Source organism: Nocardia mikamii NBRC 108933, from assembly GCF_001613505.1.
GTDB classification, from domain to species: Bacteria; Actinomycetota; Actinomycetes; order Mycobacteriales; family Mycobacteriaceae; genus Nocardia; species Nocardia mikamii.
The window spans coordinates 269,232-285,999 of record NZ_BDCM01000009.1; the positions used below are offsets into that span (position 1 = coordinate 269,232).

General features: G+C 67.2%; 11 protein-coding genes. 7 read left to right on the forward strand and 4 right to left on the reverse strand.

The features are described from left to right. Positions 1–9 precede the first annotated feature (9 nt). Both NMI01S_RS12765 and NMI01S_RS12770 read left to right on the forward strand, forming a co-directional pair. On the forward strand, positions 10–1,473 hold the full coding sequence (locus NMI01S_RS12765; protein ID WP_062997044.1) for an aldehyde dehydrogenase family protein: 1,464 nt from the start codon (positions 10–12) through the stop codon (positions 1,471–1,473). A gap of 107 nt (positions 1,474–1,580) precedes the next feature. Next, positions 1,581–4,829, forward strand: a complete 3,249-nt coding sequence (locus NMI01S_RS12770; RefSeq protein ID WP_062996836.1) for a protein kinase domain-containing protein — start codon at positions 1,581–1,583, stop codon at positions 4,827–4,829. Positions 4,830–4,948: 119 nt separating this feature from the next. Here NMI01S_RS12770 and NMI01S_RS12775 read toward each other — a convergent pair whose 3' ends face one another. Beyond that, positions 4,949–5,320, reverse strand: coding sequence for a nuclear transport factor 2-like protein (locus tag NMI01S_RS12775; RefSeq protein WP_062996838.1), 372 nt, complete (start codon positions 5,318–5,320; stop codon positions 4,949–4,951). A 229-nt stretch (positions 5,321–5,549) separates the two neighbouring features. Here NMI01S_RS12775 and NMI01S_RS12780 point away from each other — a divergent pair, with 229 nt between their 5' ends. Together NMI01S_RS12780 and NMI01S_RS12785 are read left to right on the forward strand one after the other, a co-directional pair. Next, positions 5,550–6,077 carry a cupin domain-containing protein gene (locus tag NMI01S_RS12780; RefSeq protein WP_062996840.1) on the forward strand — a complete coding sequence of 176 codons (528 nt, stop codon included), beginning with the start codon at positions 5,550–5,552 and terminating at the stop codon, positions 6,075–6,077. A 9-nt stretch (positions 6,078–6,086) separates the two neighbouring features. Then, complete coding sequence (locus NMI01S_RS12785) at positions 6,087–6,977, forward strand: SDR family NAD(P)-dependent oxidoreductase (RefSeq protein WP_062996841.1); 891 nt, start codon at positions 6,087–6,089, stop codon at positions 6,975–6,977. 24 nt (positions 6,978–7,001) lie between these two features. Here NMI01S_RS12785 and NMI01S_RS12790 read toward each other — a convergent pair whose 3' ends face one another. From NMI01S_RS12790 to NMI01S_RS12800, 3 genes are all read right to left on the reverse strand, one after another. Next, positions 7,002–8,084: a lactonase family protein gene (locus NMI01S_RS12790; protein WP_062996843.1), complete on the reverse strand. Its 1,083-nt coding sequence runs from the start codon at positions 8,082–8,084 to the stop codon at positions 7,002–7,004. A gap of 249 nt (positions 8,085–8,333) precedes the next feature. Further along, positions 8,334–9,578, reverse strand: a complete 1,245-nt coding sequence (locus NMI01S_RS12795) for a cytochrome P450 family protein (protein ID WP_062996845.1) — start codon at positions 9,576–9,578, stop codon at positions 8,334–8,336. 210 nt (positions 9,579–9,788) lie between these two features. After that, complete coding sequence (locus NMI01S_RS12800) at positions 9,789–10,928, reverse strand: lactonase family protein (protein ID WP_062996847.1); 1,140 nt, start codon at positions 10,926–10,928, stop codon at positions 9,789–9,791. 564 nt (positions 10,929–11,492) lie between these two features. On the opposite strand from NMI01S_RS12800, the gene NMI01S_RS12805 reads away from it, so the two are divergent. The 3 genes from NMI01S_RS12805 (at position 11,493) to NMI01S_RS12815 (ending at position 16,740) form a co-directional block, all read left to right on the forward strand. After that, positions 11,493–11,924, forward strand: a complete 432-nt coding sequence (locus NMI01S_RS12805) for an ester cyclase (protein WP_167669898.1) — start codon at positions 11,493–11,495, stop codon at positions 11,922–11,924. 605 nt (positions 11,925–12,529) lie between these two features. Next, positions 12,530–13,795, forward strand: a complete 1,266-nt coding sequence (locus NMI01S_RS12810) for a cytochrome P450 family protein (RefSeq protein WP_167669899.1) — start codon at positions 12,530–12,532, stop codon at positions 13,793–13,795. A gap of 281 nt (positions 13,796–14,076) precedes the next feature. Then, positions 14,077–16,740: an excinuclease ABC subunit UvrA gene (locus NMI01S_RS12815; protein ID WP_174554510.1), complete on the forward strand. Its 2,664-nt coding sequence runs from the start codon at positions 14,077–14,079 to the stop codon at positions 16,738–16,740. The last annotated feature ends 28 nt before the right edge of the window (positions 16,741–16,768 follow it).

Below are 16,768 nucleotides of genomic sequence, written 5' to 3' on the forward strand. Positions count from 1 at the left end.
ATTGTGATCATGACTGCCCTGATTGGTGAGGCCGCGAGCTATATCGACGGTCGCTGGATCGCCGGGGACGGCGAGCCGATCGCCTCGATCAACCCCAGCACCGGCGAGCAGCTGGCGCTCACCCCGTCGACGGGCCCGGCGCAGGTGGCCGCCGCAGTGGCAGCCGCGCGGCGCGCCTTCGACGGCGGCGAATGGAGCCGGCTGAGCCCCGCCGACCGCGGCGCCCTGCTGCACCGGTTCACCGATCTGCTCGAAGCGCGCCGCGACGACATCGTCGCCCTGGCCGCCACCGAGATCGGCACCCCCGTCAGCAGTGCGGCCACCCTGCATGTGGATCTGCCGGCGAAATTCTTCCGGTGGTTCGCCGATGCCGCGGCACGGGGCCCGCGCGACGGATACGAACAGCCACTGCCACTCGACCACGATCCGATCGTCTCCGGCAGCATGCTGGTGCGCGAACCCGCGGGCGTCGTGGCCGCCATCGTCGCCTACAACGTGCCGGTGATGATGTGCGCGTACAAACTGGGCGCCGCGCTGGCGGCGGGCTGCTCCACGGTACTGGTCACGTCACCGCGCGCCATCCTGCTCACCTCGGCGATCGTGCGACTGTTCGAGGAGGCCGGATTCCCCTCCGGCGCGGTCAATCTGGTGTTCGGACCACCGGGAACCACGACACTCGTGGTCGAGGCCCCCGAGGTCGATATGGTGACCTTCACCGGGTCGGCCGCGGTGGGCAGCAAGATCCTCGCCCTGGCCGCGCCGACGTTGAAGAAGGTCGTACTGGAACTCGGCGGCAAATCCCCCAATATCGTGCTGCCCGGCACCGATCTGGAACGAGCTGTACCCGCCTCGGCCCTGCGCTTCACCCGCAACAGCGGCCAGGCCTGCGGGGCCACCACCCGAACTCTGGTGCCGCAGGCGGATTTCGACGAATACGTCGAGCGATCGGCGGCATTCCTGCGCGGCCTCACCATCGGCGACCCCCTGTCCCCCGACACGATTCTGGGCCCGCTGATCACCGGCGAGCACCGGGACAGAGTCGAGGGATTCCTGGCCCGGGCGCGGGACGCGGGTGCGCGGTTCCCGACCGGCGGTGGCCGGCCGGCAGGGCTGGACGCGGGCTTCTTCCTCGAGGCGACGCTGGTGACCCAGGTACCCAACGCGGCCGAGATCGCCCAGGAAGAGTTGTTCGCACCTGTCGGGGTGGTGATGCCCTATACCGATCTCGACGATGCGGTCCGCATGGCCAACGACGCCAAATACGCACTCAACGCCAATGTGTGGGGTCCGACCGCCGATGCCCTCGCCTTCGGTCGGCGGCTGCGCTCGGGCACGGTCACCATCAACGGCGGCGGCGGGATGCGCGCCGACGCGCCGTGGGGCGGACCGGGATACAGCGGGATCGGCCGGGAAGGCGGCGAGGAGGGGCTGCGCGAGTTCTTCGAGATCAAGCACATGCAGTGGCCGCTGTAATGCCGCCGGAGCAGCCACGAAACACGGGCGCGGGGATACGCTGACCCTGATGAAGAAAGGTGAATGACGCCCAGCGTCCGGGGACCGGCTGGACACGCATGTGACCGATGACCGACGACGAAGCGCTGCACACCCGCCCTGAGGTGGCCACACCTCTCGCGGCGGAACTGGAGGACGCCGGTTTCGCGGATGCCGTCGAGATCGGCCGCGGTGGGTTCGGCGTGGTGTATCGGTGCGAGCAGGCGGCGCTGGACCGAACCGTCGCGGTCAAGGTCCTGACCGCCGAATTCGACGCCGACAACCGGGCGCGGTTCATCCGCGAGCAGCAGGCGATGGGCCGCTTGACCGGGCATCCGAACATCGTGACCGTTCTCGCGGCCGGTTCCACCGCAGGTGGGCATCCGTTCCTGGTGATGCCCTTCCATCCGGCGGATTCACTGGATCGCTGGATCCGCGAACACGGCCCCCTCACCGTGCGCGACGCACTCTCGATCGGGGTGAAGATCGCCGGTGCGCTCGAGAGCGCGCATCACCTCGATATCGTGCACCGCGACGTGAAGCCGGGAAATATCCTGCTCACCGACTACGGCGAACCGGCATTGACCGACTTCGGTATCGCCCACATCGCCGGCGGGTTCCGAACCGCCGCGGGTACGTTGACCGGGTCACCGGCGTTCACCGCACCCGAGGTACTCGAAGGCGCCACACCGAACGTGGCCTCGGATGTGTACGGACTCGGCGCCACCCTGTTCAGCGCGCTCACCGGACATGCCGCCTTCGAACGCCGCAGCGGCGAGAACGTGGTGACGCAGTTCCGGCGGATCACCACACAGCCGGTACCCGATCTCCGGGACAACGGCCTGCCCGCGGAGGTGGCCGCCCTCGTGGCGACGGCGATGAATCGCGACCCCGGCGACCGTCCTTCGGCGGCAGTCTTCGGCGAGGCGATCCGGCGGGTGCAACAGCGGCTCGGATACCCGGTCGACAACATGGCACTGCGGGCCGGGCCCGGCCTGAACGCCGAGGAGTCGGGGACTTCGGGCACGAGCGCGCGCCGCGGAAACCTGCCCGCGGAGGTGACCGGTTTCATCAACCGTCGCGCCGAGCTCGCGGAGGTGCGCAACGTGCTCTCGGCATCCCGGCTGGTGACGCTGACCGGCGTCGGAGGTGTCGGGAAGACGAGGCTGGCCCTGCGGGCCGCCGCGAGCCGGGAATCCGGCTTCGCCGGTGGAGCGTGGCTCGCCGAGCTCGCCGAGGTGTCCGATCCCACCCTCCTGGTCGACGTGGTGGCGGCGGCCCTCGGTGCCCGTGACGAGCCGGACGCGGTGTTGCTCGATGTGCTGATCCGCCGCCTGCGTTCCAGGGAAACGCTGCTGATATTGGACAACTGCGAGCACCTGGTGGAGGCGGCCGCGAAATTGGCCGACACGCTGTTGCGCAGCTGCCCGGATCTGCGAATTCTGGCCACGAGCCGCGAGCCGCTGAACATCGCCGGTGAGTCGGTGGTGCTGGTGGCGCCGCTGACGGCCCCCGCCGGCGACGAAGAGCCCCCACTTCATCGAATGGCTCGCTTCGACGCGGTGGCGCTGTTCTGCGAGCGCGCCGCGGCCGCGGTGCCAGGCTTCCGGCTCGATGAGCAGAATCGGTCCTCGGTCGCCCAGATCTGTGCCCGCCTGGACGGCTTGCCGCTGGCCATCGAACTCGCCGCCGCCCGGCTGCGTTCGCTTTCGCCCCAGCAGATCGTGCAACACCTCGACGACCGCTACGCACTGCTCACCCACGGAAGCCGCGCCGCGCCGACACGCCAGCAGACGCTGCGCTGGTGTATCGACTGGAGCTACGAGATATGCACGCCCGCCGAACAGCGATCGTGGGCCCGGCTGGCCGTGTTCGCCGGTACCTTCGAACTCGACGCCGCCGAGCAGGTATCGGGCTGGGACCTGACTCCGTACAGCACACTCGATGTCGTGTCCGCTCTGGTGGACAAGTCGATTCTGGTCCGGGAAGAGATCGACGGGCTCGTGCGCTTCCGGATGCTCGAAACGTTGCGCGATTACGGCCGGGACAAGTTGCGCGAGTCGGGCGAATACCCGCAACTGCGCCGCCGGCACCGCGACTGGTACCAGCGATTGGCCGTGGCCGCGGAAGCGGGGTGGCTCAGCCACCGGCAACCGGAGTGGATCGCACGCATCGGCCGGGAACAAGCCAACCTGCGCGAAGCGCTCGATGCGTTGCTCTCCGCCGAGACCGACGAGACCGCCGAGACGGCTGGGACAGCGCTGCGCACCACCGCGGCCCTGTATGAATTCTGGTTCTTTCGTGGCCAATACGGCGAGGGAAGGTCCTGGCTCGACCGTGCCCTCGCCCGCTCGGATGCCGGGTCGATCCTCGACCGCGCCAAAGCATTACGGGCCGATACCCAACTCGCTGTGGTACACGGCGACTTGCCGGCCGCGGAGAGTTCGCTGCAGAAGGCGCGCGCTCTCCTCGAACACAGCTCGCTCCCCATGCTCCGGGCGCACATCGACCACGCCGACGGCCTTGTCGCCCTGGCTCGCCGCGATATCGCCCGCGCCTGCACATCGCTGCACAGCGCGGTGGACACGCTGCGCTCAGAGGAAATGTCGGTCGCGTACGTCAACGCACTGGCCTACCTCAGTTGGGCTTACGAGGTGCGTGGCGATATGGCACGCATGGACGCCAGCTGCCGCACGCTGCTGTCCGTGACCGAATCGTCCGGAGAGTTGTCTTATCGCTGTGGGGCCTTTCGAGGACTCGGTGTGGCCGCCTGGCAGCGCGGCGACAACCATCGCGCACAACAGTTGATTCGCTCCGCACTGCAGCTCAATCGCAGACTGAACAGCCCCATCGTGGCAGCGTTCATGCTCGAGTCACTGGCATGGGTGGTGGCCGACGACGACGCCGAGCGTGCCGCCGTGCTGCTGGGCGCCGTCGACAACCTCTGGCCGGCCAGGAGCAGTGGCACCACGATCTTTCCCGCGATCCCGCCTTTCCACCGAGAATGCGAGCAAACAGCGCGTCGCGTTCTCGGTGGACGGAAATTCGATCCGGCATTCCGGCGCGGCCAGAAGATGGATATGGACGACGTGGTCTCCTATGCCCTCGGCGAGCAGTCCGTCGCCTCGTCGTCGCATTCGCCGGCGACCCTGACCAAACGCGAACGGCAGGTCGCCGGCCTGGTCGCCCGCGGCCTCACCAACAGGCAGATCGCCGCCGAACTCGTGATTTCCTCGCGCACCGCCGACGGCCACGTCGAACACATTCTCACCAAACTCGGCTTCACCTCTCGCGCACAGATCGCAGCCTGGGTCGCAGAGAACAATCGCGATCGGTGAGATGACCGGGGCCGGTGCACGCGCGGTGGCCGCTGTAGCGCAACCGCGACAGCGATAGGCGAACGGCGCGTCGGCTGGGGAAGGATGCCGACGCGCCGTTTCCGTTCTCGGACTTGCGTTTACGGCTGGACGCCCATTTCCGGGCCGATATACTCGCGGACCCGCGCGGCCTTTCCGTCGCGTACCTCGACAAGCTGGATCAGGTGCAGTTTCATCTTCTGACCGCTGATCTGTACCTCGGTCGTGGCCTCGTTGAAGAAGCCCTTCTCGGTGAAGGTGACGCCCTCGGCCTGGAAATCGGGCACGCCGTTGTCGCCGGAACGCTCGTAGACGGCGGCGACCGCTTCGGCCACCGACACCCATTTGTCGTCGGCGCTGTGCCACACCTGGCAGTCCTCGGTGCTGATCTCGAGGAACAGGTCGATGTTTTTCAGGGCTTTGACCCAGTTCTCCGCGAGTTCGACGGTTGCCTGGTCCGGTGTGGTGCTCATCGGTGGTCGGTGCCTTCCTATCGAGTGGTGCAGGTGGCCTGCGTCACTCATGATGTCCGCGCGCCGGCGCGCCGAATGTCCAGATATTTGGACACTTCGCGTCCCCGCAGTCCGCCACCCTCTTCCGAGGAAGGCGCGCCCACGGCGCCCCGGCAACGCACTTGCCTTACATATTTTATATAGTATTTTGTGATGGAGAGCACGGTCGTATCCGCAGGGAAGGAACGTCATGAGTGGCGAACATCTGAACAAGACCGCACGGCGAGTCATCGCGGGACTGGACGCCGACGGCAAGTCGACCGTCGTCATGGACGAGAACACCGCCACCCGGGTGGCCCTCCCCGCGTTCACGGTCAACGATGTCTGGCGGGTCGACTCGCTGCCGGGCCGGTACCAGGACGACGACACATTGCGGCCGGACGTGGAACTCGACCCGCCCGCTCAGGGACTCGTGGTCCGATTGGCAACCTTCCCACCGGACAGCGAGATCGATCCCGCGGTGTACGCGGAGTCGATCGGGAATCTGCACGGTGAAGACGCCAATGCCGAGAGCGAGGGCATCGTCGGCCTGCACGCCACCGAAACCATCGATATCGCGACGATCCTCGACGGCGAGATCTACGCGCTCTACGAAACCGGCGAGACCCTGCTGCGCGCCGGCGACACCGTCATCAACCGCGGCATCAAACATGCCTGGAGCAACCGCACCGATAAACCCGTGACCATGGTCGCGGTCATGCTTCCGGCGAAGGACTGAGGAGATTTCATGTTGTCATTCGACGGACGCGTCGCCATCGTCACCGGCTCCGGGCGTGGCCTCGGCGCCGCGCACGCCAAGTTCCTGGCATCGCGAGGTGCGGCGGTGGTGATCAACGATCTGGGAGGTTCCGCTCAGGGCACCGGGGCCGACACGACTCCGGCCGAGAATGTGGTGGCCGAGATCGTCGCCGCCGGCGGTCGCGCGGTGGCGAACTTCGACTCGGTCACCGAGAATCCGCAAGGCATCGTGCAGTCCGCGATCGACGCGTTCGGCCGCCTCGACATCCTGGTCAACAACGCCGGCATCAACCAGGCGCAGCCCTTCGGCCCCGATATCCTCCCGTCGATCCGCAAGCACATGGAGGTGCACTTCTTCGGCACCGCCGGGGTCACCGCGGCCGCGTGGCCGCACCTGGTGAACAGCGGAGCCGGACGCGTCGTGAGCACCACCTCCCCCACGCTGATCGGCTTCCCGGAGCAGACTCCCTACGTCGCCGCCAAGGGCGCGATCTTCGCCTTTACCCGGACTCTGGCCCTCGAGGGGCAGGAGGTGGGCATCAAGGTCAACGCGATCGCTCCCACCGCGGCGACCCGGATGTCCGACGAGGCGGATCTGCCGGAGGAGTTCAAGCAGTTCATGCGCGACAATCTGCCGACCTCGCTGGTCAGCCCCGTCGTGGCGTATCTGGCGCACCAGGAGTGCGCGATCAGCGGTGAGGTGCTGCAGGCCCAGGGCGGCGAAGTGCAACGGCTGGTACTCGGATTCAACGAGGGCTTCACGAGCAAGGACCTCACCCCGGAGCTGGTGCAGCAGCACATCGATCAAATCCTGGATCCCGCAACGCATGTGCCGTTCAAGACCATCGACGAGCAGGACCTCAGCGCGGTGGGCAAGTAGGGACTCCCTCGGAGCTGTCGCCGTCTACGGTGTCATCGCGACCACCGGACCGTCGGACATGACCACCCCGGTATCGATCGGCGGTTGTCCCGACGGCGTCAAGCGTCCGTCGTCACCGATCAGATAGGTGTGCACCAGGTTGGTGATGTGCGCGGTCAGCACATCCACGAGATACAGGTGCCGCCCATCCGGATGCAGCGCCACCTGGCCGGGCATGGTTGCCGCGGGGGCGGGATAGGGCGAGCCGGGAAGCGGAGTGAGCGCGCCGTCGGGGTGCACGTCGAAACCGGCGATCGACTGGCCGACGGCATTGGGCACGTAGAGGCGACGCCCGTCCGCACTGACGACCACCCCGTGCGGCACTCCCCCGGTCGGATACGGTGAGCCCGGCGTGGGGGTCACACGACCATCGGCGCCGACAGCGAAGCCGGACAGGTCGAAGCCGAATTCGTTGCTCTCGTAGAGATAACGGCCATCGGGTGTGAACCCGGGGGCGACGGGGCCGAGTTCGACGCTGGTGACCCCGATCGGGGTGAGGGCGCCATCGGGACCGATCGCGAAATTGGACATCGTATTTCCGATATAGGGAGCCACCCGCAGAAACCGGCCGCTCGGATCGACGCGAGCCATAGCCACCGCACTGAGCCCGTCCACCGTGACCGGCGGCGCGCCGGTCGGGGTCAGTGCACCCGACGGCGCGACCGCGAACGACTCCACATGCCCCGGGAGACCGCCGACGACGACGAACAGATGCGTCCCGTCGGGCGCGAGTACCGCGCTGGTCGGCGGACCGCCGAGCGTGATGTTCGCACCCGGAATCGAATGCAGCGCACCGGCCTCGTCGAGCCGGAAACCACTGACCCCCAGATCACCGGCGTGCGGAACGTATACAGTGCGCCCGTCCGGCGCGACGACCAGCGACAGGATGCCGAATCCGGTCGGGAACGGACTGCCCGGCACCGTCGACAACGCACCGTTGCCGCCCACCTTCACCACGCTGATCCCCATCGACGCGGTGCCGGCAGTGATCAGAAAACGAGGATGCTCCTCGGGCGCCGCCGAGGCATGCGGTACCGGGCCGGCGAGGGCGATGATCGCCGTGCACACGACCGCCCCGACATTCGTTGCGATGCCGTCGAATACGCGATGTCGCCGCCTTCGCCGAACCGGCGTATTCCCGAACTTACCCATCATTTCCTCCGAGTGAAGTGACACAGCCTCGATGTGGGACAAATCCATTGCCGCACAGCTGGTTCCGGGCACCCGGCGAAACCTTCCGGCCGGGCACGCTGTTCGACTGTAGGCAGCGACGCGGATCGTGGCTGTCCAGAAATATGCACACCCGGGCGGTCGAATTCAGCCGACGCGCAGTGGCGGTGACGGCGGGAACACGACGGGAAGCGCGGTCAGCGCGCGATGGAAGGGGCCGGGGCGCCAAGTCAGTTCGTCCGCCGGCACCGCGAGCCGCATCTCGGGCAGGGCGTCGAGCAGCTGGTCGACCGCGTCCTGCGCGACCAGATAGGCCACCGACCGCGCCGGGCAGGCGTGCGGCCCGACACTCCACGACAGATGGGAACTGTTGTCGACGTATTCGCCGACCGCGACCGCGGGATCGTTGTTGCACGCGGCCATGCTGATGACGACCGGCTGGTGCGCCGGCAGCCACACGCCGTCGATCAGCACCGCCTGCCGGGGAAAGGTCGTGCACATATTGGCCAGCGGCGGATCGGTGAACAGCACCTCGTCCACCGCGGCGCGGGTGGTCATGCTGCCGCCGAGCAGCCCACCCGCGAACCGGTCTTCGGTGAGCAGCGTGCGCACCGTGTTGACGATCAGATTGTGCAGCGGTTCGATCCCCGCACCGTAGAAGCTCACCAACTGCGCGATCATCTCGTCCTGGTCCAGTTGCACCGGATGCCGCAGCAGCCGCGAGGTGATGTCGTTGCCCGGCTCCTTGCGGCGCAGCGCGATCAGGTCGGCCAGTGCCGCGACGAGCAGCGCGTCGGCCTCGTCGGTCTCGGCGCCGTCGAAGATCGCGGTGAAGGCGTCTGCCGCGCGGCGGCCGATATCGGCGGGGCAGCCGAGCAGCGTGTTGACCACCTGGAAGGTGAGCGGATAGGCGTACTCGGTGATGATCTCCGCGGTGCCGGTCGCGCAGAACGCGTTGATCAGTGGCACCGCGATCTGCTCGACCGTATGGTGCAGCGAGAACATCTCGACCTCGTGCAACGCGGCGACCGTGGGAGTGCGATAGCGGGCGTGTTCGGCTCCGGCGCTGCGAAAGGCGTTGGGCCGCCATTCCATCAGCGGAAGTACCGGGCAGTCGGCCGGTATCTGCTGCTGCCAGTGACGCGGATCGGCCGGGAAGTGATCGGGGTCGTTGAGGATCCGCCGCGCGACCTGGTAGTCGATCACCAGGGTCGCGGGCACCCCCGGCGCGAGGTCGATCGGCACGAGCGCACCGAACCGCTCACGCATCTCACGGTAGATCCGATGCGGGTCGGCGGCGAACTCCGCGGTGTACAAGGGGATTCGAGGGCCGCTGCTGTCGACCGGCGAGCCGTAGCGGCTCGGACCGGGGATCTGCGACGAGGTGGTCATGAACGTACTCCGGACTGTAGAGCAACCGATGCGGACCGCCGGTCGAGTACGACGGCGGCGTCCGGTCGGGATGCTATCCGGAGAAGCGCGATGTGCGTGGAGAATTAAATATATCCAGCATTTGATGTTATCGGTTGTCGACGCCCGGCGGGCGGTGACCGCGGGTGGCTGTCGTCACACACCGCGGTCCGCCCGTATCGGACGCCGTTTCTATTGTGGCGCAGTGAGAATCGCGTCGGGGCCGTCGGAGAACACGAGCCCGGTGTCGGTCACCGGGGCGCCGGAGGGTGCCAGGCTACCGTCTCCCGCGATGGCGTACGAGTGGAGCTGAGTGGTCCCGTGCACTGTCAGGGCATCGATGAGGAACACCTTCCCGGCTGCCTCGTCCAGGACGACCCGCCCCGGGATCGTGCCCGCCGGAGCCGCATAGGGCGAGCCCGGGAGGGGAATCAACGCGCCGTCGCCACCGATCGTGAAACCGCCGATCACGCCGCCCATCGATGCGGGTACGTACAGCCGGTGGCTGTCGGCGGTGATCGCGACACCGTGCGGAAGGAAGCCGGCGCGATAGGGCGATCCCGGCGTCGGCGTAAGGCGCCCGTCAGGAGCGATCGCGAAACCCGCCACCCCGTCGCTCGCTTCGTTGCTGACGTACAGGAACCGGCCGTCGGGTGTGACGCCGTGCAGGGTGGGTTGCATGCCGGCGAAGACCGGGCCGCCGATCGCGCGCAGGCCGCCGTCGGGCTGCACCGCGAAACTGGAGACGGTCATGTTCAGCCAGCTCGCCAGGAAGAGGAACCGGCCGTCGGGTGACAGGGTCGGCATGGTCAGGCCGCTGATCCCGGGGATCGGAGTCGCCTGGGCTCCCGTGGGGCTCAGCGCCCCCGACGCGTCGATGCGGTACGAGCGGACTTCGTTCGTCGCGCCGCCGATGGTCGCGAACATGCGCGAGCCGTCGGGACTGATGGTGAAGCCGACGGCCGGCGTGCCGAGGTCGAGCTGGGCACCGGGGATGCGGGACAGGGTACCGTCCGCGTTCAGATGGTAACCGCTGATCGTGCCCGAAACCGTATGTGCGACATACACGGTGCGGCCGTCCGGGGTCGCGGTCAGCGACAGCGCGCCGGTGCCCGCGGGAAACGGGGAGCCCGCCACATTCGAGAGAGTGCCGGCGGCGTCGACCCGTAGGACCTCGACATTGGATGACGCCGCACCGGCGATGATCAGATAGCGATCGGGCGTGGCCGCCATCGCCAGGGACGAACCGGACCAGCCACAGCAGGTGACGGCGACGGCCGCCGCCACTCCCACCGCCGCACCGCGCGCCGCGTGAACTGCCTTGTGGAACAACTTCTACCTCCATATTTCCGGTGGGCGGCACCGCCCACAGGGCGCAGAGGACCACCAGCGGAAGGAGCCGGAGGTACGGGAATCCGCGATCACGACCGGTCGGTGGATGCGATGCCCCCGGCGCGGTGACGTCGTCGAATGACTCGATACGCCGACTGCCGAAAACTGTGATGGCGCCCCTGCTTTCGGCGACGCTACGCAGCACGATGGATGCAGGGTGTCCAGGAATTTGGACATGTCCGTAACCGTTGAAGGCGCTTTCGCCTGCGTCGAACCGCCACCGCCCCAACGCTTTACGGTCGCTCTCGACCTGATCGGAACCCCGGATTCGCCGCCGGGGCGCCGAACGTCTTCCGCCGCGGCGTCATTGCCGTCGGCCGGCATCGGCACTGGCCGCCAACAGGTGTGAAATGTACCGAACCGGAGTGCGTTCCACGGACGAGACACCTGCCCGAACGAACCGGGCCGAGTGTCCAATTTCTCGGACACCATATCTGGAATATGTGAAATATCGTGCGTGATGTCCGGATTCCGGCCGACCATTTCCGATACGGAGGCATGTATATGAGCGAGCTGCTACGCGGTTTCATCGAGGCGCACTACCAGGGACTGAACACCGGCGACGTGGACCTTGCCGCGAGCCCGTTCTCCGAGGACGTGGCGTGCGAATTCCCGTCCGGCCCGCTGTCGGGCATCGGCGAGCTGCGCGCCATGATCCAGACCTTCATCACGGCGTTTCCCGATCTGACCATCACGGTGCGCAACATCTGGCACGACGGTGACGGGGCGGTCGCCGAGGTGTCGTTCTCGGGCACTCACACCGGCCCGCTGGCCACGCCGCAGGGAGAGGTCCCGCCGACCGGCCGCGCGGTGCGCTTTCCCCTCATCGACACCTTCGCCGTGAAGGACGGCAAGGTCGTCGAACACCGCGGCTACTGGGACAACGCCGCATTCCTGACTCAGCTCGGCCTGTTGCCCGCGGCTGCCGAAGCCTGATACCTGGAGCGAAAAACCAAGGGGAACAACAGTGGCGGGAGCTGCGCGCCGTGAGCGCGCAGCCTCACCACGGCCCGGTTCGTGAATCGCCGGAGTGGAGCCATGCCCTTCTTCCCCACGCATGCGCAGGTAAGAACTTCCCGACTGATGCGACGCACACCGATACGGTCCTCCCCGACATACGGGCGTCGTGATGTTTCGCCGCGAAGCCGTGATCACACCGTGCTGATCGAAGGTCGCGGCGAGGAGGCGTTCGCCGACGCCGCCGAGCTACCATCTGTTTCGCTTTCCGGTTCCGAATAAGACTCCGCTTCAACGACTTCCGAACAGCCCTGGCGTGCGAGCAGCGCATTTCGATGCGATGTGCACGCGGAAGCCACTCGGGCACTCAGATGTTTACTGGACGGTAGCCATGGCTAATCCGTGGCCGGGGCCTCCCTGTTTCACCCGATCGAAACTGCTCGACCTCTCACTGATGCACACCTGACCGACTACTCGGTCCGGACCGCATCGGACGCAAGTCAGAACGTTCGTCGAAAGGACTGAGGGACAGTGCACTACCTATGTTCGAGCTCGGCCATGGTGTCGTCGGCCGGTGGTGGCCGGTGACAGCCGAGATGGAAATCCTCGAACTGACAGACGATTTCTACCAGGATCCGCATGCGACCTATCGGGCGCTGCGCGAGCGCGGTCCCCTCCATCGCATTCGATTGGACGGTGTGGTCGGCTGGTTGATCGTCGATCACGACGTGGCGAAACAAGCCTTCGCGGAACCGACCATCAGCAAGCGCATCGGGTCGCCCGAGGGACAGGCCGTGCTGGCCAAAAACGGTGCGGCCGAGATGTTCAACACCGCCATCAACGACAATATGCTGTTCGCCGATCCGCCACAGCACACGCGTCTGCGCCGTCTCGTGGCGAAGGCGTTCGCGGGCCCCGCCATCCGCGATCTGCAACCGAGGATCACCGCGATCGCCGACACCCTGCTCCACCACATCAGCCCGCGAACGACTGTCGACCTCATCGACAGCTACGCGTTCCGGCTGCCGATCGCGGTGATCTGCGAACTGCTCGGGGTGCCCGACGACGACAAGGCAGACTTCCGTTCCTGGACCGCCGACGTGGTCAGCGACACCGCCACCAACGAGGAACGCGCCGCCGCCGGGGTCGAATACTTCACCTACCTGACGGCGTTGATCGCCGAACGCACCGACGACCCCCGTGACGACCTGCTCTCCCAACTGATCATCGCGAAAGACCACGACGACCGCCTGGACCAGCACGAACTCATCGCCATGCTGCTCCTGCTGCTGATAGCGGGGCACGAGACCACCGTCAACCTGATCGGCAACTCGGTACTCGAGCTCCTGCGCGAGCCCGCGATCGCCGAGCGGTTGCGCGCGGACCCCGAAGCGATACCCGCCTACGTCGAGGAGATCCTGCGCTGCCAGGGGTCGCTGCACTTGGCCACGGCCCGCTACACCACCGCCCCGATCACGTTGGGCGATCAGCACATCGACGCGGACGAATTCATCCTCATCTCGCTCGCCGCCGCCAACCGCGACCCCGCCCGGTTCGCCGAGCCGGACCGCATCGACCTCGAACGACCCGAGAGCCGGCACCTCGCCTTCGGCCACGGCATCCACCACTGTCTCGGCGCCGCCCTGGCCCGGATGGAGGCCACGACCGCGATCTCGCGGCTGCTGGCCACTTTCCCGGATCTGTCGCTCGACGGCGAATTCACCGATCTGACGTGGCGAAAGAGCCTGTTGATTCACGGCTTGACCAGCCTGCCGGTCCGGCTGGCCGCGCGCACGGATTCTCGGACCGGACCCGTCACCGACACGGACCGCGTCTCCGTCATGGCCTGACCCGGCCGTCGACACGACGAGTGGTACATCGCGGCGATCCCATTCCGGCTCGCCCCAGCGATGCACCACTCACCCGTCACCGGTGCCAGGAGAGCGACGGGCACCACGCGGCCGGTGACGCAACCATCCGGACGTGGCGATTCCGCGCTGGTGTCGGAGATTCACGGCTGCGCCTCGTACGGGCGGTTTGCCGACGATAGAAGCGACCGGTCCCGGGTAACCGATGAAATCAGAGCACCCTTTCGGCACCGGATCGACAACCGAAGACGGGAGGCGAGGCGATGACAGGTACTTCCGCGCGGAAGCGGGCGCCCGGCGGGGACGCCCCGATCGCCGTTCCCGCCCGTGTCCAGGTGCGCGGCGCGCGGGAGCACAATCTCGCCGACGTCGATGTCGACATTCCCCGCGATGCGCTGGTCGTCTTCACCGGTGTTTCGGGCTCCGGGAAATCGTCGCTGGCCTTCGGCACGTTGTTCGCGGAATCCCAGCGGCGGTATCTGGAGTCGGTGGCACCGTACGCGCGACGCCTCATCGATCAGGTCGGTGTTCCCGATGTCGATTCGATCGAGGGGCTGCCGCCGGCGGTCGCCCTGCAGCAACACCGCGCCGGCGGTAGCGCGCGATCCTCGGTCGGCAGTGTGACAACGCTGTCGAGTCTGGTCCGCATGCTGTATTCGCGGGCCGGCAACTACCCTCCGAAGCAACCGATGCTCTACGCCGAGGACTTCTCGCCGAACACAGTGCAGGGTGCCTGCCCCACCTGTCACGGTATCGGCAGGGTGTACGAGGTGCCCGAGAAACTGATGGTGCCCGACCCGTCGATGACGATCCGGGACCGGGCGATCGCCTCCTGGCCGCCGGCCTGGCACGGTCAGAATCTCCGCGACATCCTGGTGTCGCTCGGATACGACGTCGACCGGCCCTGGCGAGACCTGCCGAAGAAGGACCGCGACTGGATCCTCTACACCGACGAGCACCCGACGGTGCCGGTGTACGCCGGGTTCACCCCGGCGCAGACACGCCGCGCGCTGAAGCAGAAGATGGAGCCCAGCTATCAGGGCACGTTCACCAGTGCGCGCCGGTACGTCCTCGACACGTTCGCGAACACCAAGAGCGCCTCGGTGAAGAAGCGGGTGTCCCGATTCATCAGTAGTGCGGTGTGCCCCACCTGCGACGGCAAACTGCTCAAACCGGAGGCCCTGTCGGTGACGTTCGAAGGGCTCGATATCGCCGAATTCTCCGCGCTTCCCCTGGCCCGCCTCGCCGAACTGTTGTCGTCGGTACTCGCCGAGAACTGGCGCCCGACCGATATCGGATCCGACGCCGTTCTCGACGAGTCGGCCCGGCGAACGGCGGTCGACAAGCGTGTAGCGGCCGGAGGTTCCGCACACGATGCGGCCCCGGACGTGCGCAGCACACCGAATATGTCGATCGAAAAGCGCGCTGCCGCACAGCGTTTGGTCAGCGAACTGCTGGAGCGGCTGCGTCCGGTCACCGACCTGGGCCTGGGTTATCTGTCGTTGGACCGCAGCACACCGACCCTGTCGTCGGGCGAGTTGCAGCGCGTGCGGCTGGCGACGCAGCTCTCTTCGCAGCTCTTCGGAGTCGTGTACGTCCTCGACGAACCGTCGGCGGGGCTACACCCGCGTGACCGCGACGCCCTGCTGGGCATCCTGGAGGGGCTGAAGCGCCGCGGCAACAGCGTGTTCGTCGTCGAGCACTCGCTCGACATCATTCGCGCCGCCGACTGGCTGGTCGATCTCGGTCCCGGCGCGGGCGAGAACGGCGGCCGGATTCTGCACAGCGGACCGCCCGAGGGCTTGAACGACGTCGGCGAATCGGCGACGCGTCGGTACCTGTTCGACCACGAACGGCCCGCACCCCGGCCGCCGCGGCCCGCGGAGGAATGGTTGCGACTGAAGAAGGTGCGCCGCAACAATTTACGCGATGTGTCGGTGTCGCTTCCGCTGAAGTGCCTGACCGCTGTCACCGGGGTGTCGGGTTCCGGGAAGTCGAGCCTGGTCAGTCAGGCACTCCCGGCGCTGGTCGGTGAGCACCTGGGCCATCCCGTCGGCACCGCCGCCGACGACATCGGAGACGACCTGCTGTTGTCCGCCGAGTCGCAGCCTGTCGACGGCACGATCGTCGGCGGAGTCGGTGATCTTCGCCGGGTGGTGTGCATCGATCAGAAGCCGATCGGGCGCACTCCCCGATCGAATGTCGCCACGTACACGGGAATGTTCGACTACATCCGCCGCCGTTTCGCCAGTACACCGAAGGCGCGGCGTCGGCACTACAACGCGGGCCGGTTCTCGTTCAACGTCGCGTCCGGGCGGTGCCCGACATGCGAGGGCGAGGGCTGGGTGATGGTCGAATTGCTGTTCCTGCCCAGCGTCTACACGCCGTGCCCGGACTGCCACGGCACCCGCTACCAGGCGAGCACACTCGAAATCACCTGGCACGGACGCAATATCGCCGAGGTGCTGGAGATGAGTGTCGAGGAGGCGCGGGAGTTCTTCGACGGTGACACCGACATCCTCCGCTCACTGACCGTATTGGACGACGTCGGGCTCGGCTACCTCCGGCTGGGGCAGCCGGCGACCGAACTGTCCGGCGGTGAGGCCCAACGGGTCAAACTCGCCACCGAACTGCAGCGGGCCCACCGCGGCGACGCGCTCTACCTTCTCGACGAACCCACCTCCGGACTACATCCGGCCGATACCGACCGGCTGATGCTGCACCTGCAGAAACTGGTGGACGCGGGCAATACCGTCGTGGTCGCCGAACTGGACATGCGCGTGGTGGTCCGGGCCGACCATGTCATCGACCTCGGCCCCGGCGCCGGCAACGAGGGCGGTCGTGTCGTCACCACCGGCACCCCGGCCGAGGCGGCCGCCGCCCCACACAGCGCCACCGCCCCCTACCTCGCGGCGGCGCTGCGCTGACACCACGTCGGAACCGCTGGCGGCAGTC